Here is an 18,971-nt window from a genome sequence, read left to right as displayed (position 1 = left end):
GATGCGGTGGATATACCCGCAACTGGCCTCGCCCGCACCGATCCGCCACCCTGCGCGCCATCGACCGAGGGAGAGACGGATATGCGCGACTGGGCCGACTATGCGGAGCTGCTGAAACCGGCAGCCGACCTGCTCACAAGGACGCATTTTCCGGACAGCGAGGCGATGAAGGCGCAGCTCTGGCGCCAGTTCGCGATGAACCTGTCGCAGGGCTATTTCCTGCTGTTCCAGTCGACCACTGACCATCCCGAATTCGCCCCCTTCGAGAATTCGGTGTTTCTGGCGCAGCCCAATCCCGATGCGGTCTATTATTATGCCCCGGTCGACGCACGTGGCACCTATCGGGTGACAGGCGAGCGCGGCAACGCTCCCGTCGCCGGCTTCGCGCTCGGCAACCGGATCATCGGCATGGACCCGCTGCCGGGCAAGGGCCTTGGCAATCATGACTTCGACGATCTGGAGATGGACGAGGATGGCCGGTTCGAGGTGATCTTCAGCGCCGAGCGGCCCGCCGGCCATGACGACAACTGGCTGAAGCTGCCCGAGGAGGCCGACTTCATTCTCGTCCGGCAATTCTCCTACGACTGGGGCCGCGAGCGCGACGTGCGCCTCGCCATCGAGCGGATCGATGCGCCCGCCATCCGCCCGGCGCTGACGCCCGAACAGACCGACGCGAAGCTGGAGCATCTGTTCGGCGGCTATGTCCGCAACCTGTCGCAGATATCAATCGGCGCGGTCGCGCGCTGCGCCGACAACGGCTTCGTCAACCGCTTCAACCTCACCAGCTTCCAGGAGCTCGGCAACGGCAAGGACTGGCCGCAGGCCTATTGGGAGACGGTGTTCGACATCGGCGAGGACGAGGCGCTGATCATCGAGAGCGATCTGCCCGAGCAGCGCCCCTACTGGAACATCCAGGTGATCGACAGGCTCTGGAACCAGGTCGATTATGTCTATCGCCAGTCGAGCCTCAACGGGCTGCAGGCGAAGGTGGATGCGGACGGGAAATTCCGTGCGGTGCTGGCGCATCACGATCCCGGCGTCGCCAACTGGCTGGATACCGGGGGCAATCTCTACGGGATGCTGATCGGCCGCTGGTATCGCTGCTCGAGCCATCCCACCCCTGAGGTGAAGAAGGTGAAGTTCGCCGAACTCTACCGCCACCTGCCCGATGGCGCCGCGCGGATCGGTGGCGAGGAGCGGGCGGAGGCGCTGCGCCGCCGCCGGATCGGATCGCAGCTCCGCCGCAAATGGTGACGGGAGAGGGATGATGACCGGATTTCTGGAGGAGCGCGCCGGCCTGTCCGGCAAGGTCGCGGCTGTGGTCGGCGGCGGCGGCGGGATCGGCGCGGCGGTGTCGATCGCGCTCGCCCGAGCGGGGGTCGACCTCGCCCTCTGCGATATCGATGAGGCGGCGATGGCGGAAACCGCCTCGGCGGCGTGCACACTCGGCCGTACGGTCACCACCTGCCATGCCGATGCGACGGACGAAGCCGCGCTAGATGCCTTCTACGATCGGCTCGAACGCGATTTCGAGCGGATCGACATCCTCGTCAACATCGCGGGCGGCACCCAACGGCGCGAATTCATGGCGGCGAGCCGTGCCGACATCGCCCAGGATATCCAGCGCAACTATGGTTATGCCGTCCAGTCGGTACAGCGCGCCGTGCCGCTGATCCGGCGATCGGGCGCGGGCGGCAGCATAGTGAGCTTCACCACGATCGAGGCGCATCGCGGCGCCGCCGGCTTCTCGGTCTATGCCGGCGCCAAGGCGGCGACCACCAACTTCACCCGCGCCATGGCGGTGGAACTCGGCAAGGAGAAGATTCGGCTGAACTGCATCGCACCGGACACCACCCCCAGCCGGGGCAATATGAACGGCCTCCCGCCCGAATATGGCGAGGCCTTCGGCCGCCTGCCCCCGTCCGCGATGTCCAAGGGCATGGAGATGTACATCCCTCGCGGAGAGCAGCCGCCGGCCGAGGCGTTGGCCGACGCAGTGCTGTTCCTGGCATCGGACATGGCGCGCTTCGTATCGGGCATGACCCTGCATGTCGACGGCGGCACGATGGCGGCGGCGGGCTTCCTCGACTGGCCTTTCGGCGACGGCTTCGTGCCGGTGCCGCTGGCGGGCACGCTGGAGCGGATGTACCGCGACGGGGACTGAGCCCGTCAGGGCGCCAGGATGATCTTCCCGCCCGCGCCGCCGGCATCGGTCAGCCGCTGCGCCTCGGCGGCCTGCTCCAGCGGCATCACCCGCGCGATCGGAACTGCGATCTCGCCCTTGGCGACGGCCTCAAGCAGACGACCAAGCCTCTCGGCATCGGCGACGACAGCGTAGAATTCGGGCGTGGCGGGCAGGCCCTGCGGATCGATCGGCGTGGTGGCTGCGGTCGCGATCCGGCCGCCGGGACGAAGATGCCGACACAGTGCGGCAACGGCATCGCCGCCGACCGTGTCGACGACATGATCGAACGGCACCCCCGTCCAATCCTCCTCGCCGAGGGCGATCGCCGCCTCGGCGCCGAGCGCCAGCGCTTCGGCCTTCCGCGAAGTCCGCACCGCCGCGACCACCGCCACGCCGCGACGCCGCGCCGCATCGAGCGCGAAGCGGCCGACCGCGCCAGTGGCGCCGGTGATCAGGATGCGCTGACCGGGCCGCGCATCGACCGCGCGCTCGACCAACTGGCTACCGGTGAGTCCCGCCGTCGGCACCGCCGCCGCCTGCTCGAAGGACAGGCCATCAGGCATCGCGACCAGCCGATCGGCCGCCACCGCGACATGATCGGCATAGCCGCCCTTGATGAAGGGATCGAGCATCGCGGCAACCCGCGTGCCGACGGGCAGGCCATCACCGCCCGCCACAGTACCGGCGACGTCATAGCCCAATATGTGTGGAAAGCCGACCGGCGCGAAGCCGGCGAACATGCCGGCCCGCCATTTGCCGTCGGCCGGATTGACCGCCGCCGCGCGGATAGCGACCAGCACCTCGCCCGGCTTCGGTTCAGGCAGCGGCAGTTCGACAAGCTCGAGCACCTCGGGCCCGCCATAGCGCCCGATCGCGACGGCGCGCATGATCAGCCGTGCGGCCGGAGGAAGGAGAAGCTGGCGCTGTCGGGGTCGAATGCGTCGGTCAGCCGCATCGTCGGCACGGCCGCGAACAGGCTTTGCAGCAGCGCGGCGGGATCGTCGGTCTCCACCCCATAATGGGCGACGAACGTCCCTGTCGGCTGGCCGTCCGGCCCAAGCTCGTCATAGCGATCGCACGACAGGAAGCCGGGTAGCGCCAGCACCTCGGCGGCGTGAATCTCATCATACCAGCGATCATAATCCTGCTCCCGACCGGGGAGCGCACGCGAGGTGACGTGGAGGATGTAGCGCATCGTTACTCGATCACGCCGAGGACGGTACCAACCTCATAGGTCTCGCCGACAGCGGCGATGATCTTGAGGGTGCCGCTCGCCGGGCTTTCGACTTCCTGGGTCGATTTCTCCGATTCCAGCGCATAAAGCGGCTGGCCCTCGACCGCCTGGCCGCCATCGGCGACCAGCCATTCGGCCAGCACCCCCTCGTTCATCGAAAAGCCGAGCTTCGGCAGCAATATCTCAACGGCCATATGGCGAACTCCCTTGGAAGATTATCGGCCCATCAGGGCCTGTGCGGCGGCAACGATATCCGCGGTCTGCGGCGCGAAGGCGGTCTCCAGCGGCTTGGAGAAGGGTACCGGGCAGAAGGCCCCGCCGAGCCGCTTGACCGGCGCCTTGAGCTTGCCGAACAGTTCCTCGTTCAGCACCGATCCGATCTCCGCGCCCACCCCGAACGGCGTCACCGCCTCATGGACGATCATCGCCCGGCCGGTCTTGGCGACCGAGGCGAGCACGGTCTCACGATCCCAGGGTGCGATGGTGCGCAGGTCGATCAGTTCAGCGGAAATGCCCGCCTCGGCGAGCTGGGCGACCGCCGGCAGCGCCTCCTGGATCATCCGCGCATAGGCGACGATGGTAACGTCGCTGCCCTCGCTCAGCACGTTCGCCTTGCCGATCGGCACGCGATGGCCCTTCTCGGGCGCCTCGGCGGGGGCCCAGTAGGTCGGCAGATTCTCGATGAACATCACCGGATCGGGATCGTCGATCGCGCTGCGCATCAGCCCATAGGCGTCGCGCGGGCTGGACGGCGCCACTACCTTGATGCCGGCCGTGTGGGCGAACCAGGCCTCCAGATAGTCGCAATGCTGGCCGCCCGAAGCAAAGCCGGTGCCGGTCATGGTGCGGATCACGATCGGCACATGGGTCTGCCCGCCCGACATGAAGCGCAGCTTGGCGGCGTGGTTGACGATCATATCCATCGCCACCGTGGTGAAGTTCATCAGCATGATCTCGGCGACCGGCTTGAAGCCGACCAGCGAGGCGCCGATCGCGGCGCCGATGATCGCCTGTTCGGAGATCGGAGTCGAGCGCACCCGAGCATCGCCGAAGCGCGACGACAGCCCCTTGGTGACGCCGCAGACGCCACCCTCCTCGGGATCGGCGACATCCTCGCCCAGCACCACGACATTGTCGTCGGCTTCCATCGCGTCGGCGATGGCGGCGTTGATCGCCTGGAGGATGTTGGCCTTGGCGGGTTTGGCGGCAGCCTGCGTAGCCATCAGTTCAGCTCCTCCGCGAACACATCGCGCTTCAGTTCCTCGATGCCGGGGAAATCGCCGGCCAGCGCGAACTCGACCGCCTCGTCGATCTGCGCCTCGATATCGGCCTCCATCGCGGCGAGCTGGTCCTCTCCCGCGACACCGTCGGCGATCAGCCGGGCGCGGAAGCGGGGCACCGGATCGTCGGCCAGCGCCTGCGCCTTGCGGCCCTTGTCCATATAGGCGTCCTGATCGCCGAACACATGCCCGTGAAAACGATAGGTCATCGCCTCGATCAGGGTCGGCCCCTCCCCGGCGCGGGCGCGGGCGATCGCCTCATGCGCGGCCGCGTACATGGCAAAGGGATCGTTGCCGTCGACCCGCTCGCCCGGGATGCCATAAGCGGCGGCGCGGGCCGCGACCGGCACGTTGCTGGTCTTGTCATAGGCGGTGTGCTCGCCCCATTCGTTGTTCTGGCAGACGAAGATCACCGGCAGCTTCCAGACCGACGCCAGGTTGAGCGATTCGTGGAAGGCGCCGATGTTCGCCGCGCCATCGCCGAAATTGGCGACCGTCACCCGGCCGTCGCCGCGTAGCTGCGATCCCCAGGCCAGGCCGTTGGCGATCGGCATGGTCGATCCGACGATACCCGTCGTCACCATGATCCCCTTGGTCGGATAGGTGACGTGCATCGGGCCGCCCTTGCCCTTGCAGGTGCCGCTGGTGCGCCCGGCAACCTCGGCCCACAGGTCCTTGAGCGGCAGACCCTTCGCCAGCTGGTCGTGGCTGCCGCGATAGATGGTGCAGATGTAGTCGTCGTCGGTGAGGTTCACCGAGATCGCGCTGGGGATCACTTCCTGCCCGCGCGGGCTGTAATAAGGCATGACCAGCCGACCGGTCATGATCACCTTGCGCGAGCGTTCGTCATTGGCCTTGATCAGCGCCATGCGGCGATAAATCTCGAGCTGGGTCGCGGCGTCCGGGACAGCCCTGTTGGTCATCGGTCGGCCTTTCTGTTGCTGGCGCGTCGGTCGTTCATATCTGCTCTGCCATGTCCAGCGCTGGTTGGAAGCCGCCGCGCGAGGATATCGCGGTTGTGAAGGGTCAGGCGATCTCGAACAGAGCCGCCGCGCCCATGCCCCCGCCGATGCACATCGTCACCACGGCGTTCTTCGCACCCAGCCGCCGTCCCGCAAGCAGCGCATGGCCGGTCATCCGCGAGCCGGTCATCCCGAACGGATGGCCAAGCGCGATCGCGCCGCCGTCGACGTTCAGCCGCTCCTGCGGGATGCCGAGCCGATCGCGGCAATAGAGCGCCTGGCTGGCATAGGCTTCGTTCAGTTCCCAGAGGTCGATATCGTCGACCGTCAGCCCGGCCCGCGCCAGCAGCTTCGGCACGGCGAAGACCGGGCCGATCCCCATCTCGTCGGGCTCGCATCCGGCGACCTGCATGCCCTTGTAGAGGCCGAGAATCGGAATGCCGCGCCGCGACGCCTCATCCGCGTCCATCACCACGCAGACGCTCGATCCGTCGGAGAGCTGGCTGCAATTGCCGGCGGTGACGGTGCCGCCCTCGAACAGCGGCCTGAGCTTCGCCAGCCCCTCCAGATCGGTGCCGGGCCGGTTGCACTCGTCGCGCTCGAAGCGAACCTCTTCCTGACCCGTCACCGCCAGCGCCTTGTCGACGATGTTGCGGGTGACGGCGATCGGCACGATCTCCTCGTCGAACATGCCCTTGTCCTGCGCCGCGGCGGTGCGCGCCTGGCTGGCGACGGCGAAGGCGTCCTGCGCCTCGCGGCTGACGCCGTAGCGGCGCGCGACGATATCGCCGGTCAGGTTCATCGCCATGTAGATTTCGGGCTTATGCTCGACCAGCCACTCATCCTTGTTGCGGAAGGTATTGCGGTGCGGATCGACCAGCGAGACCGTCTCGACCCCGCCTGCGACATAGATGCCGCCCTCCCCGCTTCGGATACGCAGCGCGGCGAAGGCGATCGTCTGGAGGCCTGAGGAGCATTTGCGATCGAGCGTGACGCCGCAGACGCTGACCGGCAGCCCGGCCCGGAGCGCCGCCTGCCGTGCGATGTTCGAACCGACCGCGCCCTCGCAGCGCGCCGAACCGAGCAGCACGTCCTCCACCTCGCCCGGATCGATGCCGGCGCGCGCCACGGCGGCGGCGATCACATGCCCCGCCATGGTGGCGCCATGGACATTGTTGAGCGCGCCGCGATGGGCCTTGCCGATCGGGGTCCGCGCCGTGGCGACGATCGCCGCTTCCTTCATCTCTGCCCTCCCGCAGCCTGACCGCGAGATAGGCCGCGCGAGGGCGGCTTTCCATCGGCCGCCAAGCTCATCACGTCTGCGATGTTTCCCCGCTCGCTTGACCGCCGGCCGCTCCCCCAACACACCGGGCCCCGACATATTGGCTTGGAGCGCCTGATGACCATCACCGTCGAGAAGCAGGCGGCCGTCGCGATCGTGACGCTGAACCGCCCGGAAACCAAGAACGCAATCACCCAGGAGATGCGCGGGCAGATGTACCACGCCTTCGAGGAGATCGCGCTCGACCATGAGGTTCGCGCGGTGATCCTGACCGGGGCCGGCGGCGCCTTCTGCTCGGGCATGGACGTCGGCGGGATGGGCCGGGGCGGCGTGGTAGGATCGATGGATCGGATGCACACGCTGAACCGCATCGCCAGGGCGATCCATTCGCTGAAGAAGCCGACCATCGCGGCGGTGCCCGGCGTCTGCGTCGGCGTGGGCTGGTCCTACGCGCTGGCCTGCGACATCATATTGGCCGCCGAAAAGGCGAAGTTCGCCGCGATCTTCCGCAACATCGCGCTGGCGCCCGATGGCGGGATGGTCTGGCACCTGCGCCAGCAGCTCGGCATCCAGAAGGCCAAGGAGCTGATCTATTCGGGCCGGATCATCGGCGCCGACGAGGCGCTGGCGCTGGGCCTGGTGTTCGAGAAGACCGCCGACGACCAGCTGATGGACCGGGCGATGGAACTGGCCCAGAGCTTCGCCGCCGGCCCGAGCGTCGCGATGGGCCTGGCCAAGCGCCAGTTCGACCTCACCTGGAACAGCAGCTTCGAACAATATCTGGACATGGAAGCGACGATGCAGCCGATCGCGAGCCGCACCGAGGACCATGAGGAAGGGCTCGCCGCCTTCCGCGAGAAGCGCAAGCCAGTGTTCAAGGGCGAGTGAGCGCGATGATCCAGCCCGAGGCGGAGTGGCGCGCCCATCTGGCCGAGGGCCGCTTCATGATCCAGCGCAGCCGATCGACCGGCGGCCATGTCTTCTATCCGCGCATCGTCGAGCCGGGTACCGGCGCGGACGATCTGGAATGGGTGGAGGCGTCGGGCAAGGGCGTTGTCCACGCCCTCACCGTGGTTCGCAAGAAGGACCCGGCGGAAAGCTATACTGTCGTGCTGGTCGACCTTGCCGAGGGGCCGCGGATGATGAGCCGGGTCGACGGCATCAACGTCGATTCGGTGCGGATCGGCATGGATGTGACGGCACGCATCGTCGCGGAGGGGGACAAGCCTTTGCTCGTCTTCGTGCCGGCATGACGATGGTCCATGGTTTCCCGCGCGGGCGCACCGCGATCGTCGGCGCCGCCACCTTCGGGATCGGCAGATGCCCTGGCGTCGCGGCGGTGGACATGGCCGCGCGCGCATCGATGCTGGCGCTGGCCGATGCCGGGCTGTCGCTGAAGGATGTCGACGCGCTCTATACCTCGGCGCCCTATGAGGCACTGGGGGGCATGGAACTGGCCGAGTATCTTGGCCTGACGCCGAAGGTGGTCGACTGCAACCGCACCGGAGGATCGGCGTTCGAAGTCTATGTCCAGCAGGCCGCGCTGGCGCTGGAGGCCGGGCTGATCGACTGCGCGCTGATTGCCTATGGCTCCAACCCGGCGAGCAACCCGCCGCCCGGCGTCGGCATGACCCAGCAGAGCCCCTGGGAAGCTCCCTATAAGCCGCTAGCCCCGCTCTCCTCCTATGCGCTGGCGGCCAGCCGGCACATGCATGTCTATGGGACGACGCGGGCGCAGCTCGCCGAGGTCGCGGTGGCGGCGCGGCGCTGGGCGCAGCTCAATCCCGAAGCGGCGGTGCGCGATCCGCTGAGCATCGAAGACGTGCTGTCGGCGCGGATGGTCTCCGATCCGCTGACGGTGCGCGACTGCTGCCTGTTCAACGACGGCGCCGCGGCGGTGGTGATGGTCCGTGCCGACCGGGCGAAGGATTGCGCGAAACGGCCCATCCCGGTGCTGGGCGCGGCCCATGCCGTCACCCATCGCGAGATCAGCTCGATGCCCGACCTGACGGTGACGGGCGCCGCCATCTCCGGCCCGCAGGCCTTTGCCCAGGCGGGGGTGACGGCGGCCGATATCGAGCTGGCGATGGTCTATGACGCCTTCACGATCACGCCGATCCTGTTCCTCGAGGATCTCGGCTTCTGCCCCAAGGGCGAGGGCGGCCGCTTCGTCGCCGACGGCGCGATCGCGCCCGGCGGGCGGCTGGCGGTCAACACCAATGGCGGGGGCCTCTCCTGCGTTCATCCCGGCATGTACGGCCTGTTTCTGCTGGTCGAAGCGGTGCGACAGCTGCGCGGCGAGGCCGGCGAGCGTCAGCTTGCCCGCGCCGAGCTGGCGGTGGCGCACGGCAATGGCGGCGTCCTGTCGAGCGAAGCGACGGTGATATTGGCGCGGGGGTGAGATGAACGAAGCGGAGAAGCTGCTGCGAAACGTGTTCCGCTTCGGCGAGGATATCGATGCCATCGCGACGATCGACCGATCACGCGCCGACAGCTGGGCGCATATCCACCCCGACGCCTGCTACAGCCTGTTCGGCCCATCGGGCAGCAAGGAGATGCTGGTCGGCCGCGACGCCTTCCTCGCCTTCGTCACCCGCTGCGCCGAGGCGATCTCCGAACGCAGTGACGAAATCGTCGCGATCAGCGGGATCGACGAGCAATGCGCGCTGGTCCACGCGAAAGCCTATCGCCGCAGCCGCGCGACCGGCGAGGACATAAGCTACGAATGGGCGATGCTCTACCGCGTCGAGGGCGGGCGGATCACCTATGGCGCCGACATGCTCGATGCCGATGCCCAGGCCTTCTGGGGTCGGGTGCTAGGCTGACGGCACCCGCGCGCGCAATGCGACGCGGCTGTTGCCGAACGGCGCATCGCGGTTGGTCAGCGCTTCCTTCAGCCCCTTTTCGGCCATGTCCTTGCGGAACTGGCTGCGGCGCGGGCCCTGGCTGAGATGCGCGCGCGCGTCGAGCTCGGCTGCATAGCGCTGCGACAGCTTGGCGCCGGCGAGCTCCATCTGCATGTTCATCACCCGCTTGTGGGTCGCCAGTATCTCGGCGTCGACGCAGGCGATGCGGCGGACCATCTCGTCGGCCTGCGCGTCGATCTCGTCGGCGGGATAGGCTTCGAGGACGAGGCCGATCCGCGCGGCATCGATCCCGCTGATCGTGTCGCCGGTGAACAGCATCCGCTTCGACCATTGCGGCCCGCAATGGTAGAACCAGAGGTTGGTCGGCGGGGTGCCGTTGGCGCGCGCGGCGGGGAAGCCGATCTTGGCATCGTCGGCGGCCAGGACGATGTCGCAGGAGAAGGCAAGGTCGGTGCCGCCGGCCAGGCAATTGCCCTGGATCTTGGCGATGATCGGCTTGTGCAGGTCGAGCATGATCAGGGTCAGGTCCTGCTGCCGCTCCAGGTTCCAGATATCGTCATCGAGCGTGCCGGCGCGGGTACGATATTCGGCCGGATCATAATCGAGCGCGGTGTCGGCAGCGCCGCCATAGCTGTCGGTGAGGTCATAGCCCGCGCAGAAATCCTTGCCCGCGCCCGACAGCAGGATCGCGTTGACGTCGCGCCGGTCGTCGGCCTCGAGCAGCGCCTGATGCAGTTCGCGAATCGTCTGCCCGGAGAGCGCATTGCGCTTTTCAGGCCGGTTCAGCGTGATGCGGGCGACATTGTCGCGCACGTCGAACGCCACGCAATCGGTCGATTTCAGCCACTTCATGCCCATGACACGCCCTCTCGTCATCCTTCGGTGGTGCATGACATAGGGCGCAGGGCCGACGCGAGCCCGAACGGCCGGGAATCGCCTATGTGATTGCTGCCTATCGGCGCGCTTGTCCCGCCGCGCGGCGGCTGGCACGAGACGACATGACCCAGCAACCGCCACCCGGCTTCGAGCTGCTTCCCCCGATCGACGAGGTGATGGCGAACTATGCGCCGATCCATTTCCGGCGCGAAGGCGATCATATCGCGCTCGGCTTCCATGTCGGATCGCAGCATTGCAACCGTCGGGGGGTGTGCCAGGGCGGGGTATGGGCCTGTGTCGCCGACGTCCAGCTCGGCATCAATGTCGGGACGATGACCGGCCTGAGCGGCCCCACGGTGTCGCTGTCGCTCGACTATCTCGGCGAGGCGGCGATTGGCCGATGGGTCGAGGGCCGGACCCGCCTGCTGCGCAAGACGCCCAAGCTGGCCTTCGTCGACGCGACCTTCACCGCCGATGGCGAACTCGCCCTGCGGGCCAACGGCATCTTTCGCCTCAAATGGGCGCCGGAGCGGCAGCTCCCGCCCACCGCCTGACCCCGATCATGGCTGTGATGCTTCGGCGCGCCCGGCTGGCAGCGCCGATTCCTTCCGGCGCATAACGGCCGTTCCCGACAGGAAGAGGATCATATGGGCAGGCTGGACGGCAAGGTCGCGCTGATCATGGGCGCGACGCGCGCGGGGAATATGGGCCAGGCGATCGCCCAGCGCTTCATCGAGGAGCGCGCGACGGTGGTGGTGTCGGGACGCGGGCGCGAGGGTCTCGACGCCTTCGCGGCCGAGACGGGCGCCACCGCCATCCCCTGCGACGTGCGCCGCCGCGCCGGGATCGAGGCGCTGGCCGATCAGGTTGTCGAACGGCATGGCTTCATCGACATCGCCGTCAACGCCGCCGCGACCGGAAGCCTGGCGCCGTTCGAGGAGGAGACCGAGCAACAGGTCGACGAGATGCTGTCGATCATCTTCAAGGGCGGGCTGTTCTTCATGCAGGCGGTGGTGGGGCGGATGAAGCGCCCGATCGGCCGGGGCGGATCGATCATCAACATCTCGTCGGCGGTGGCCGACATCATGTCCGACGACCATTGCAGCTATATGGGTGCCAAGGCCGGTCTCAACCAAATGACCCGCTTCGTCGCGCATGATTATGGCAAGCACGGCATCCGCGCGAACATATTGTCGCCCGGCCTCACCCTCACGCCGATGCTCGACGGCTATAATGTCCCCGGCCTGGTAGAGGCCTATGCGAAGGAATATCCGCTGGGCCGGATCACCACGATCGAGGACATTGCCAACACCGCTTTGTTCGTCGCCAGCGACGAATGCTTCATGACCGGCCAGACCTTCCACGTCACCGGCGGGCTGACCCTGCGGCGTAACCCGACCAGCGAGGAGATCATGGCATCGATCGCGGCGGCGGGCGTGGCCTGATGGACCCGATCGAGACGCTGCTGGCGATCGAGGAGGTCCGCGCTGTCAAGGCGCGCTATTTCCGCTGCGTCGACACCAAGGACTGGGAAGGCTTCGCCGCGCTGTTCGCCGAGGACGCATTGTTCGACATCAGCGACGACGTGCCCGGCACCGTCATCCGGGGCCGGGCCGCGATCGTCGAGGCAGCAAGCGTTCCACTGGCCCGCTGCCGCACCGTTCACCATGGCCATTGCCCCGAGGTCGAGATCATCTCCCCCACGGAGGCGCGGGCGATCTGGGCGATGGAGGACATCCTCCGCTGGGACGACGACGCTCCCGACATGCCGCTGCGCCGCCTGCACGGCTTCGGCCATTACCATGAGCGCTATGCGAAGCGGGACGGCCGCTGGCTGATCATGGAGATGAAGCTGACGCGCCTGTTCGTCGATCACGAGGCGCGCTGAGGTCTTTCTCCGGCCGCCATGCTGAACTCGTTTCAGCATGGCGTCGGGGGTGAAACGCGCCCCTCAGAACCCGAAGCGCCGCGCCACCTGCGCCTGCCGTGTCGCCAGCATCACGGCCCGCTGCTCCGGCGTGACGACCGGGGTGTCCGCCGGCAGATGATCGCGCACCTCGGCCAGCTTGACCTTCTTCGTCTCGGGCACCGGATGGCTCGGCGACAGATACCAGCGCCACATGCCCAGTCCCTTGAGCAGCCCGGCCGTATCGACCCAGTTGGGCACGCCCGCATCGCGCGGGGACAGGACGATCCGCACCCGGCCATCGGCATCGCGCCGCGCCTGCTTGTCGTTCAATGAGCTGGCGTGGAAGCGATAGTCGGTGGTCTGGAACCAGGGATCGGCGAGCTGGAGCGACCAATATTTGCAGTCGGGAATATCGCAGTCGATGACCAGCGCCTCATCCTCGGCCAGATCGTAGATCATCTGGATATAGACCGCACGCGGATTGCCGCCGACGTTCGAGACAGAGGTCGTGGGCAGCCAGAAACGGTTGGTGCCGCCCGCCTCGCGCAGGACGGTGTCGGACATGTCCTGGTACCAGTCGACCGAATAGCTGGTCATGTGCGCGATCTTGCCGAGCCGTTCGGCGATCTGCGCCTCGCTCAGCAGCACGCTGTGGGACGGATCGCGGTCGATGCATTCGATGTGGATGGTGGCGCCGTCGGCATTGGCCCAGTCGTCCCACACGTCGCGCACCAGCAGGCAGATGTTGCGGCTGTCGCGGTCGAGCTTCATCCAGTTGCCGGGCTGCGGATCGGGCGAGGCGATCGCCTCGAAGCTGCCGTCGGGGCCGAGTTCGAATTCGTCAATGTCCCAGTTGGCGAGGTTGCGCTGATCGGCATCGCCCCACCAGCCATGCTGCGCCTGGACGTCGAGCCAGCGGGTGTTGCCGCGCCGGCCCCATATCCGATAGGTCCGCGCGCCGTCGATCGCGGTCCAGTGATACCGGAAATCGGGGCTCGGCGCCCCCCACTGATATTCGACCGGCGTGAAGATCATATGCGAGAAAAAGGTCGGATAGGCCTGCCGCGGCGCCATGTAGAGGTTGAAGCCGAAGGCCTGCAGCATCGAGATATAATAGGCGGCCTGGGCGCGCATCTGCGGCGTGTCGGCCCAGCGCGAGGTCATCGCCCTGGTGCGGGCCTCGTCGATCACGCGCTGATAGTCGGCCCAGGCCCGATCGGTTCCGGTCATCGTCCCTCTCCCGTCAGTCAGCCAGCAGATCGGCCAGCGCCTGGAATTTCGCGCGCGCGCCGGGCCGGGTATCGTCGCCCAGAACGAGGCGCGGCGGCGGATCGCCACCGTCGAGCGCGGCGAGGATCGCCGAGGCGACCGCTTCGGGCGCCATCGCCTTCTCCTCATAATAGGCGTCGAGCGCGCCCTTGCCGCTATCGAGATAGCCATAATGGCCGCCCCGCGCGCCGACCTCGGCGGTGCCATGGCTGATGAAGCGGGTGCGCACCGCCCCCGGCTCGACCAGCATCACCCTCACCCCGAACGGGGCGGCCTCCAGCGCGACCGTCTCGGAAAGGCCCTCCAGCGCGAATTTGCTGCCGCAATAGGCACCGACGCCGGGCACGCCGAACAGTCCGCAGCCCGAGGAGATGTTGACGAACATCCCCCGCCCCTGCCGGCGGAAATGCGGCAGGAAGGCCTGCATCACCGCCATCGGCCCGAAGACATTGGTCGCGAACAGCGCCTTGGCGTCGTCGAGTGGGGTCTCCTCGACCGGCGCCCACAGGCTGCGGCCGGCATTGTTGACGACCACATCGATCGACCCGCCAGCCAGTGCCACCGCCTGCTCCGCCACGGCGGCGATGCGGCCATGATCGTCGAGATCGAGCGCGACGCCGTGCGAGGCCCCAGGCCGGGTCCGCGCGAAATCATCGGCTTCGGTCACGCGGCGGGCGGTGCCGACGACGATATCACCGCGATCGAGCAGCATGGCGGACAGGGCCCGCCCGATCCCGCCGGTTACCCCGGTGATGAACCATCGCTGCGCCATGCCGTCCGCTCCTCTCTTCCACGGGAGGGGATGCTGGCTCGCGCGGGGCCGCACAACGGCGCGGCGCAACCGATCAGACTGGTGATGACCATGCAGGCACGTGCCTCAAGACATTGACGCGGGATAGCCGCCGCTGTCCTCTCCCCGCCACGCCGGAGAGGATCGAGCGACGTGAACCAGCCCGTCCAGCAGTTGCAGCCAGAGATCACCCGCCGCGCCAAGGCGGGGCCTGACAACTTCATTCCCAAGGAGGATTACGTCTCGCGCGATTTCGCCCGGCGCGAGGCCGAACGGCTGTGGCCGAGGACATGGCAGATGGCCTGCCGCGAGGAGGAGATTCCCGGGGTCGGCGATTATGTGACCTACGACCTGCTCGACGAGTCGATCATCGTCGTCCGCACCGCGCCCGATCGCATCGCCGCCTATCACAATGCCTGCCAGCATCGCGGCCGCCGGCTGACCGAAGGCTGCGGCCATGCCGCACGCCTCCACTGCCGCTTCCATGGCTGGTCGTGGAAGCTAGACGGGACAATCGCGCATGTCGTCGATCGCGACAATTGGGACGGCAGCCTGAAGGACGAGGACATCGCCCTGCCCAGGGTCCGGGTCGACAGCTGGGGCGGCTGGGTGTTCGTCTGCATGAGCGCGGAGACCGAGCCGCTGCTCGAATTCCTGGCGCCATTGCCCGAGGTGTTCCGCAACTATCCGTTCGAGAAGATGCGCTACCGCTGGTATAAGTCGACCGGCATCGCCTGCAACTGGAAGACCGCTCTCGAAGCCTTCGACGAAGGCTATCATGTCCAGACCACCCACACCCAGCTCCTCCCCGTCCATGACGACGAGGCGCAGGCCTTCGCCGAGGGCCGGCACGGCAGCTACCAGCTCGCGCCCGGCCGCATCTCGCTTGGCGAGCGGTCCGGGCGGCTGGCGGCGCAGAAGGTCGATTACCGGCACAATGTCCGCGACTTCATCCTGATGCTGGAACAGGACCTTAAGGCGTCGATCCCGCCGCACATGGCCGGGCTGATGGACCGGCTGGTCGACGAGTTGCCGCCCGAGGCGAGCCTGCTCGACGTGCTGATGAAATATGGCCAGATCGCCTATGAGGCGGCCGGCGAGCGCGGCATCCCCTTCCCGGCCCTGACTCCCGAGGAAATCGCCCGAGCTGGGGCCGACTGGCACCTGTTTCCCAACATGGTGTTCCTGCCCGCGCCCGACGCGATGCTGGCCTATCGCGCCCGGCCCGACCGCGACGATCCTGAACGCTGCATCTTCGAGGTCTATTCGCTGGTGCTCTATCCGGAGGGCGAGGAGCCACCGCTCGAACGGCAATATTTCGCCGACTGGAAGGACCATGACGCCTGGGGGCTGATCCTGGAGCAGGACTTCCGGAACATGACCGAGGTCCAGCGCGGCATGCGATCGATGGGCTTCAACGGCTCGCGCACCAATCCTGTCCAGGAGAAGAGCGTGTCCAATTTCCACCGCGCGCTGCGCGAATTCATCGGGATATGACGGGAGACGAGTGAGATGGGCAGGCTGAGCGGCAAGACCGCGATCATCACCGGCGGCGGCCAGGGCGTGGGCAACGGCATCGCGCAGGTCTTCGCGCGCGAGGGCGCCAATGTCCTGATCACCGGCCGCACCGCCGACAAGCTGGAGGCCGCCGCCGCCGCGCTTAACGCGGCTGGGGGCAAGGCTGCCTGGGTCGCGGGCACCACCGGCGTCCGCGCCGATGCGGAAGCCGCCGCCGCGAAGGCGGTGGAGCTGTTCGGCGGGATCGACATCCTCGTCAACAATGCCCAGACATCGAAGCCCGGCGCGATGTTCGAGGAGACCGACGACGCGCTGTTCGCACTGACGATAGAATCGGGCCTCTACGGCACCTTCCAGCATATGCAGGCGGTGCTGCCGCACATGAAGGCGAAGGGCGGATCGATCATCAATTTCGGCTCTTATGAGGGCATCCATGGCGGCATCGGCTTCGCCGCCTATGCCGCGACCAAGGAGGCGATCCGGGGCCTGTCGCGCACCGCCGCGCGCGAGCTGGGCAAGCACAGGATCCGCGTCAATGTCATCTGCCCCGCCGCCTTGAGCCCGATCGCCGAGCAATGGGTGAAGGACTTTCCCGAGGAAGCCGAGAAGGTGATGAAGCTGGTCGCGCTCGGCTATCTCGGCGACTGCGCCGACGATATCGGGCCCGCCGCGCTGTTCCTCGCCAGCGACGACAGCCGCTATGTTACCGGCCAGACGATCAACGTCGATGGCGGCCAGATGATGCTGTGATGGCCGATCCCGATTTCTCAGGCCGCACGGCCATCGTCACCGGCGCGGCCAAGGGCCTCGGCCGCGCCTATGCCCGCTGGCTGGCTGCACGTGGCTGCGCCGTGGTGGTCAGCAACCGGCCGGCGGCGGACGGCACATCGGCGGCGCAGGCGGTGGTGGACGAGATCGCCGCCGCCGGGGGCCGGGCGGCGGCGCATGACGGGCCGGTCGAATCCGAGGCCGCGGCGATCGGGATGGCCGATCTGGCACTCGAACGGTTCGGCGGAATCGACATCTTCATCAGCAATGCCGGCGTATTGTGCTGGAGCGATTTCGGCGCGATGACGATCGACGCGATGCGCGAGGTGATCGACATCAACCTGTGGGGCTGTGTGTACGGCCTGAAGGCGGTGTGGCCGGTGATGACGGGGCGCGGCTATGGCCGCATCGTCCTGACCGGATCGAGCGCCGGCCTGTGGGGTCAGGCGCAGTCTTCCGCTTATGGCGCGTCCAAGGGCGCGATGATCGGCCTCGCCCGCTCACTCGCGCTCGACGTGCCCGATGGCGCCGACGTCCGCATCAACGTCGTCGCGCCCGCCGCCTACACCCCGATGTCGGCGGCGCATTTCGGCGAGCGATGGGCCGACTACGCCTCGGCCGACAAGGTCGCCCCGGTGGTCGGCTGGCTGGCGAGCGAGCGCTGCCGCAGCTCGGGCGGCATCTATCATGCCGGCGCCGGCCATGTCCGCCGCGTCCAGATCCTCGAAGGACCGATCGAGGATCTGTCGAGCGGCACGCTGGACGAGGTGATGGCGCGGCTGGAGCCGAATCCCGAATGGACCAGTTCCTTCGCCTCGGGCGCCGAGCTGATGCCCGAACTGGCGAAGGCGATGGAACAACCATGATCCGCTTCGACGGACAGGTCGCGATCGTCACCGGCGCGGGCGGCGGCATGGGCCGCGCCTATGCGCTGGAACTGGCCCGGCGCGGCGCCAGGGTGCTGGTCAACGATTATGGCGGCGGCGTGCTCGGCCAGCGGGACGGCTCGGCCGAACCCGCCCAGGCAGTGGTCGCCGAGATCAGGGCGGCCGGGGGCATTGCCGAAGCGAACGGCCGGGCGGTCGGCACCGCCGACGCGGCCCGCGCGATCGTCCGCGCCGCGCTCGATGCGTTCGACCGGATCGACATCCTCGTCAACAATGCCGGCACCGCGCTGGCGGGCAGCTTCACAATCCATGATGACGATGCGATCGAGCGCCATTATGCGACCAACCTGATCGGCGGCCATCATCTGATGCGCGCGGTCTGGCCGCTGATGGCGGTGCAGGGCTATGGACGCATCCTCAACATCAGCTCCAACGGCGCGCTCGGCGTCGGGGGCAACGCCGCGTATGCGGCGGCCAAGGCCGGGATGATCGGCCTGACCCTCGACGCCGCGATCGAGGGCCGGCCAATCGGCATCCTCGTCAACGCGGTGATGCCGACCTCCTATTCGCGGATGATTGAGCAGATTCCAGACCAGGCGACGGTCGACTGGTTCCGCGACAACCTCGCCCCCGAGCGGGTGGCAGCGGCGATGGCGTGGTTCCTGAGCCGCGACTGCTCCGAGAGCGGGCGAATCTGGCTGACCGGCGGCGGCCGGCTGTCGAGCCTGGTGATGGCGGAAACCGGCGAGGTCTGCGAACCCGGACTGGACGCCGAGCGGATCGCCGCGCATTTGCCCGCGATCCTCGACGAAAGCCGGCTGAGCGTGGTCCACAACCAGGCCGAGGCCGGCGCCCGCTATTTCGCGCACTTCCCCTGGAACGCCGAGTCCCAGGCCGATTTCGGGCCGGATATGGAAAGGGGTTAGGCTTCCTCGTCGCGCTCCGGGTGGAAATTCTCGAGCGGCCGCATATTGGCGGCGAGCGACATGATCACCCGGCTTTCCTCACTGGTGACGGGGCGTGCCCGCGAAACCGGCGGCGGGGCCAGGGTAGGATCGCGATGAACATTCTCATCGGGCCGCACGTCCATCGCCGTCGTCATGATACGGCGGCTTTCCTCGTCGCTGATGTCCTTGGTCACGGC

The 18,971-nt window shown here is 67.5% G+C and carries 23 protein-coding genes; 13 read left to right on the top strand and 10 right to left on the bottom strand.

Annotated features, from left to right (window positions below; all coding sequences use genetic code 11):
• Positions 1-6: 6 nt before the first annotated feature.
• Positions 7-1,254, top strand: coding sequence for a DUF1214 domain-containing protein (locus tag CMV14_RS05735; RefSeq protein WP_238147203.1), 1,248 nt, complete (start codon positions 7-9; stop codon positions 1,252-1,254).
• Between the two features lie 13 nt (positions 1,255-1,267).
• The gene (locus CMV14_RS05730; protein WP_238147202.1) at positions 1,268-2,164 is read left to right on the top strand and encodes an SDR family NAD(P)-dependent oxidoreductase; all 897 of its coding nucleotides are present in this window, start codon (positions 1,268-1,270) and stop codon (positions 2,162-2,164) included.
• A 5-nt stretch (positions 2,165-2,169) separates the two neighbouring features.
• On the opposite strand, the gene CMV14_RS05725 is transcribed toward CMV14_RS05730, so the two are convergent.
• The 6 genes from CMV14_RS05725 to CMV14_RS05700 form a co-directional block, all read right to left on the bottom strand.
• A complete protein-coding gene (locus tag CMV14_RS05725) occupies positions 2,170-3,072 on the bottom strand; it encodes an NADP-dependent oxidoreductase (RefSeq protein ID WP_238147201.1) in 903 nt (300 codons plus the stop codon).
• A gap of 2 nt (positions 3,073-3,074) precedes the next feature.
• On the bottom strand, positions 3,075-3,380 hold the full coding sequence (locus CMV14_RS05720; RefSeq protein WP_066967733.1) for a DUF4286 family protein: 306 nt from the start codon (positions 3,378-3,380) through the stop codon (positions 3,075-3,077).
• Between the two features lie 2 nt (positions 3,381-3,382).
• Entirely contained in the window at positions 3,383-3,613 is a 231-nt protein-coding gene (locus tag CMV14_RS05715; RefSeq protein ID WP_066967737.1) for a biotin/lipoyl-containing protein, read from the bottom strand.
• A gap of 21 nt (positions 3,614-3,634) precedes the next feature.
• Positions 3,635-4,642 carry an alpha-ketoacid dehydrogenase subunit beta gene (locus CMV14_RS05710; protein WP_066967740.1) on the bottom strand — a complete coding sequence of 336 codons (1,008 nt, stop codon included), beginning with the start codon at positions 4,640-4,642 and terminating at the stop codon, positions 3,635-3,637.
• Positions 4,642-5,622, bottom strand: coding sequence for a thiamine pyrophosphate-dependent dehydrogenase E1 component subunit alpha (locus tag CMV14_RS05705; protein WP_066967744.1), 981 nt, complete (start codon positions 5,620-5,622; stop codon positions 4,642-4,644). The genes CMV14_RS05710 and CMV14_RS05705 overlap by 1 nt, the downstream gene beginning before the upstream one ends.
• Positions 5,623-5,725: 103 nt before the next feature.
• Positions 5,726-6,904: an acetyl-CoA C-acyltransferase gene (locus CMV14_RS05700; protein WP_066967747.1), complete on the bottom strand. Its 1,179-nt coding sequence runs from the start codon at positions 6,902-6,904 to the stop codon at positions 5,726-5,728.
• A gap of 156 nt (positions 6,905-7,060) precedes the next feature.
• On the opposite strand from CMV14_RS05700, the gene CMV14_RS05695 reads away from it, so the two are divergent.
• The 4 genes from CMV14_RS05695 to CMV14_RS05680 are packed head-to-tail and all read left to right on the top strand — an operon-like array spanning position 7,061 to position 9,768.
• The gene (locus CMV14_RS05695; RefSeq protein WP_066967858.1) at positions 7,061-7,831 is read left to right on the top strand and encodes an enoyl-CoA hydratase/isomerase family protein; all 771 of its coding nucleotides are present in this window, start codon (positions 7,061-7,063) and stop codon (positions 7,829-7,831) included.
• A gap of 5 nt (positions 7,832-7,836) precedes the next feature.
• Entirely contained in the window at positions 7,837-8,196 is a 360-nt protein-coding gene (locus tag CMV14_RS05690; protein ID WP_066967861.1) for a Zn-ribbon domain-containing OB-fold protein, read from the top strand.
• Positions 8,193-9,344 carry a thiolase family protein gene (locus CMV14_RS05685; RefSeq protein ID WP_066967750.1) on the top strand — a complete coding sequence of 384 codons (1,152 nt, stop codon included), beginning with the start codon at positions 8,193-8,195 and terminating at the stop codon, positions 9,342-9,344. Before CMV14_RS05690 ends, CMV14_RS05685 begins: the two co-directional genes overlap by 4 nt.
• Before the next feature lies 1 nt (position 9,345).
• On the top strand, positions 9,346-9,768 hold the full coding sequence (locus CMV14_RS05680; RefSeq protein ID WP_066967753.1) for a nuclear transport factor 2 family protein: 423 nt from the start codon (positions 9,346-9,348) through the stop codon (positions 9,766-9,768).
• Here the strand turns inward: CMV14_RS05680 and CMV14_RS05675 are convergent.
• Complete coding sequence (locus CMV14_RS05675) at positions 9,760-10,662, bottom strand: crotonase/enoyl-CoA hydratase family protein (RefSeq protein WP_238147200.1); 903 nt, start codon at positions 10,660-10,662, stop codon at positions 9,760-9,762. The two genes, CMV14_RS05680 and CMV14_RS05675, sit on opposite strands and share 9 nt — an antisense overlap.
• 146 nt (positions 10,663-10,808) lie before the next feature.
• Between CMV14_RS05675 and CMV14_RS05670 the strand changes: the two genes are divergently transcribed.
• The 3 genes from CMV14_RS05670 (at position 10,809) to CMV14_RS05660 (ending at position 12,574) form a co-directional block, all read left to right on the top strand.
• Positions 10,809-11,240 carry a PaaI family thioesterase gene (locus CMV14_RS05670; protein ID WP_066967760.1) on the top strand — a complete coding sequence of 144 codons (432 nt, stop codon included), beginning with the start codon at positions 10,809-10,811 and terminating at the stop codon, positions 11,238-11,240.
• 93 nt (positions 11,241-11,333) lie between these two features.
• Entirely contained in the window at positions 11,334-12,131 is a 798-nt protein-coding gene (locus tag CMV14_RS05665) for an SDR family NAD(P)-dependent oxidoreductase (RefSeq protein WP_066967763.1), read from the top strand.
• Positions 12,131-12,574 (top strand): nuclear transport factor 2 family protein, encoded by a 444-nt coding sequence (locus tag CMV14_RS05660; RefSeq protein ID WP_066967766.1) that lies wholly within the window; start codon positions 12,131-12,133, stop codon positions 12,572-12,574. Before CMV14_RS05665 ends, CMV14_RS05660 begins: the two co-directional genes overlap by 1 nt.
• Before the next feature lie 63 nt (positions 12,575-12,637).
• Here CMV14_RS05660 and CMV14_RS05655 read toward each other — a convergent pair whose 3' ends face one another.
• Both CMV14_RS05655 and CMV14_RS05650 read right to left on the bottom strand, forming a co-directional pair.
• Positions 12,638-13,825, bottom strand: coding sequence for a DUF1214 domain-containing protein (locus CMV14_RS05655; RefSeq protein ID WP_066967770.1), 1,188 nt, complete (start codon positions 13,823-13,825; stop codon positions 12,638-12,640).
• Between the two features lie 13 nt (positions 13,826-13,838).
• The gene (locus CMV14_RS05650) at positions 13,839-14,636 is read right to left on the bottom strand and encodes an SDR family oxidoreductase (RefSeq protein WP_066967776.1); all 798 of its coding nucleotides are present in this window, start codon (positions 14,634-14,636) and stop codon (positions 13,839-13,841) included.
• A 171-nt stretch (positions 14,637-14,807) separates the two neighbouring features.
• Between CMV14_RS05650 and CMV14_RS05645 the strand changes: the two genes are divergently transcribed.
• Genes CMV14_RS05645 through CMV14_RS05630 form a run of 4 tightly spaced genes read left to right on the top strand, consistent with a single transcriptional unit; the run spans position 14,808 to position 18,753 of the window.
• A complete protein-coding gene (locus CMV14_RS05645; protein WP_066967779.1) occupies positions 14,808-16,151 on the top strand; it encodes an aromatic ring-hydroxylating dioxygenase subunit alpha in 1,344 nt (447 codons plus the stop codon).
• A gap of 15 nt (positions 16,152-16,166) precedes the next feature.
• A complete protein-coding gene (locus CMV14_RS05640) occupies positions 16,167-16,922 on the top strand; it encodes an SDR family NAD(P)-dependent oxidoreductase (RefSeq protein WP_066967782.1) in 756 nt (251 codons plus the stop codon).
• Entirely contained in the window at positions 16,922-17,806 is an 885-nt protein-coding gene (locus CMV14_RS05635) for an SDR family NAD(P)-dependent oxidoreductase (protein ID WP_066967785.1), read from the top strand. The genes CMV14_RS05640 and CMV14_RS05635 overlap by 1 nt, the downstream gene beginning before the upstream one ends.
• Positions 17,803-18,753 carry an SDR family NAD(P)-dependent oxidoreductase gene (locus CMV14_RS05630; RefSeq protein WP_066967789.1) on the top strand — a complete coding sequence of 317 codons (951 nt, stop codon included), beginning with the start codon at positions 17,803-17,805 and terminating at the stop codon, positions 18,751-18,753. The genes CMV14_RS05635 and CMV14_RS05630 overlap by 4 nt, the downstream gene beginning before the upstream one ends.
• On the opposite strand, the gene CMV14_RS05625 is transcribed toward CMV14_RS05630, so the two are convergent.
• Positions 18,750-18,968 (bottom strand): hypothetical protein, encoded by a 219-nt coding sequence (locus CMV14_RS05625; RefSeq protein ID WP_238147199.1) that lies wholly within the window; start codon positions 18,966-18,968, stop codon positions 18,750-18,752. The two genes, CMV14_RS05630 and CMV14_RS05625, sit on opposite strands and share 4 nt — an antisense overlap.
• Positions 18,969-18,971 lie beyond the last annotated feature (3 nt).

This window comes from Rhizorhabdus dicambivorans, assembly GCF_002355275.1.
GTDB classification, from domain to species: Bacteria; Pseudomonadota; Alphaproteobacteria; order Sphingomonadales; family Sphingomonadaceae; genus Rhizorhabdus; species Rhizorhabdus dicambivorans.
The sequence above is the reverse complement of the archived record's forward strand: the minus strand, read 5'-3'. Positions and strand labels throughout refer to the sequence as shown.

Bases quoted from the DNA above. Each gene is read 5' to 3' on its own strand.
- CMV14_RS05700 (WP_066967747.1), bottom strand. From the start codon at position 6,904: ATGAAGGAAGCGGCGATCGTCGCCACGGCGCGGACCCCGATCGGCAAG.
- CMV14_RS05630 (WP_066967789.1), top strand. From the start codon at position 17,803: ATGATCCGCTTCGACGGACAGGTCGCGATCGTCACCGGCGCGGGCGGC.
- CMV14_RS05725 (WP_238147201.1), bottom strand. From the start codon at position 3,072: ATGCGCGCCGTCGCGATCGGGCGCTATGGCGGGCCCGAGGTGCTCGAG.
- CMV14_RS05655 (WP_066967770.1), bottom strand. From the start codon at position 13,825: ATGACCGGAACCGATCGGGCCTGGGCCGACTATCAGCGCGTGATCGAC.
- CMV14_RS05680 (WP_066967753.1), top strand. From the start codon at position 9,346: ATGAACGAAGCGGAGAAGCTGCTGCGAAACGTGTTCCGCTTCGGCGAG.
- CMV14_RS05685 (WP_066967750.1), top strand. From the start codon at position 8,193: ATGACGATGGTCCATGGTTTCCCGCGCGGGCGCACCGCGATCGTCGGC.
- CMV14_RS05660 (WP_066967766.1), top strand. From the start codon at position 12,131: ATGGACCCGATCGAGACGCTGCTGGCGATCGAGGAGGTCCGCGCTGTC.
- CMV14_RS05665 (WP_066967763.1), top strand. From the start codon at position 11,334: ATGGGCAGGCTGGACGGCAAGGTCGCGCTGATCATGGGCGCGACGCGC.
- CMV14_RS05640 (WP_066967782.1), top strand. From the start codon at position 16,167: ATGGGCAGGCTGAGCGGCAAGACCGCGATCATCACCGGCGGCGGCCAG.
- CMV14_RS05720 (WP_066967733.1), bottom strand. From the start codon at position 3,380: ATGCGCTACATCCTCCACGTCACCTCGCGTGCGCTCCCCGGTCGGGAG.
- CMV14_RS05650 (WP_066967776.1), bottom strand. From the start codon at position 14,636: ATGGCGCAGCGATGGTTCATCACCGGGGTAACCGGCGGGATCGGGCGG.
- CMV14_RS05705 (WP_066967744.1), bottom strand. From the start codon at position 5,622: ATGACCAACAGGGCTGTCCCGGACGCCGCGACCCAGCTCGAGATTTAT.
- CMV14_RS05675 (WP_238147200.1), bottom strand. From the start codon at position 10,662: ATGAAGTGGCTGAAATCGACCGATTGCGTGGCGTTCGACGTGCGCGAC.
- CMV14_RS05690 (WP_066967861.1), top strand. From the start codon at position 7,837: ATGATCCAGCCCGAGGCGGAGTGGCGCGCCCATCTGGCCGAGGGCCGC.
- CMV14_RS05730 (WP_238147202.1), top strand. From the start codon at position 1,268: ATGACCGGATTTCTGGAGGAGCGCGCCGGCCTGTCCGGCAAGGTCGCG.
- CMV14_RS05715 (WP_066967737.1), bottom strand. From the start codon at position 3,613: ATGGCCGTTGAGATATTGCTGCCGAAGCTCGGCTTTTCGATGAACGAG.
- CMV14_RS05670 (WP_066967760.1), top strand. From the start codon at position 10,809: ATGACCCAGCAACCGCCACCCGGCTTCGAGCTGCTTCCCCCGATCGAC.
- CMV14_RS05635 (WP_066967785.1), top strand. From the start codon at position 16,922: ATGGCCGATCCCGATTTCTCAGGCCGCACGGCCATCGTCACCGGCGCG.
- CMV14_RS05710 (WP_066967740.1), bottom strand. From the start codon at position 4,642: ATGGCTACGCAGGCTGCCGCCAAACCCGCCAAGGCCAACATCCTCCAG.
- CMV14_RS05695 (WP_066967858.1), top strand. From the start codon at position 7,061: ATGACCATCACCGTCGAGAAGCAGGCGGCCGTCGCGATCGTGACGCTG.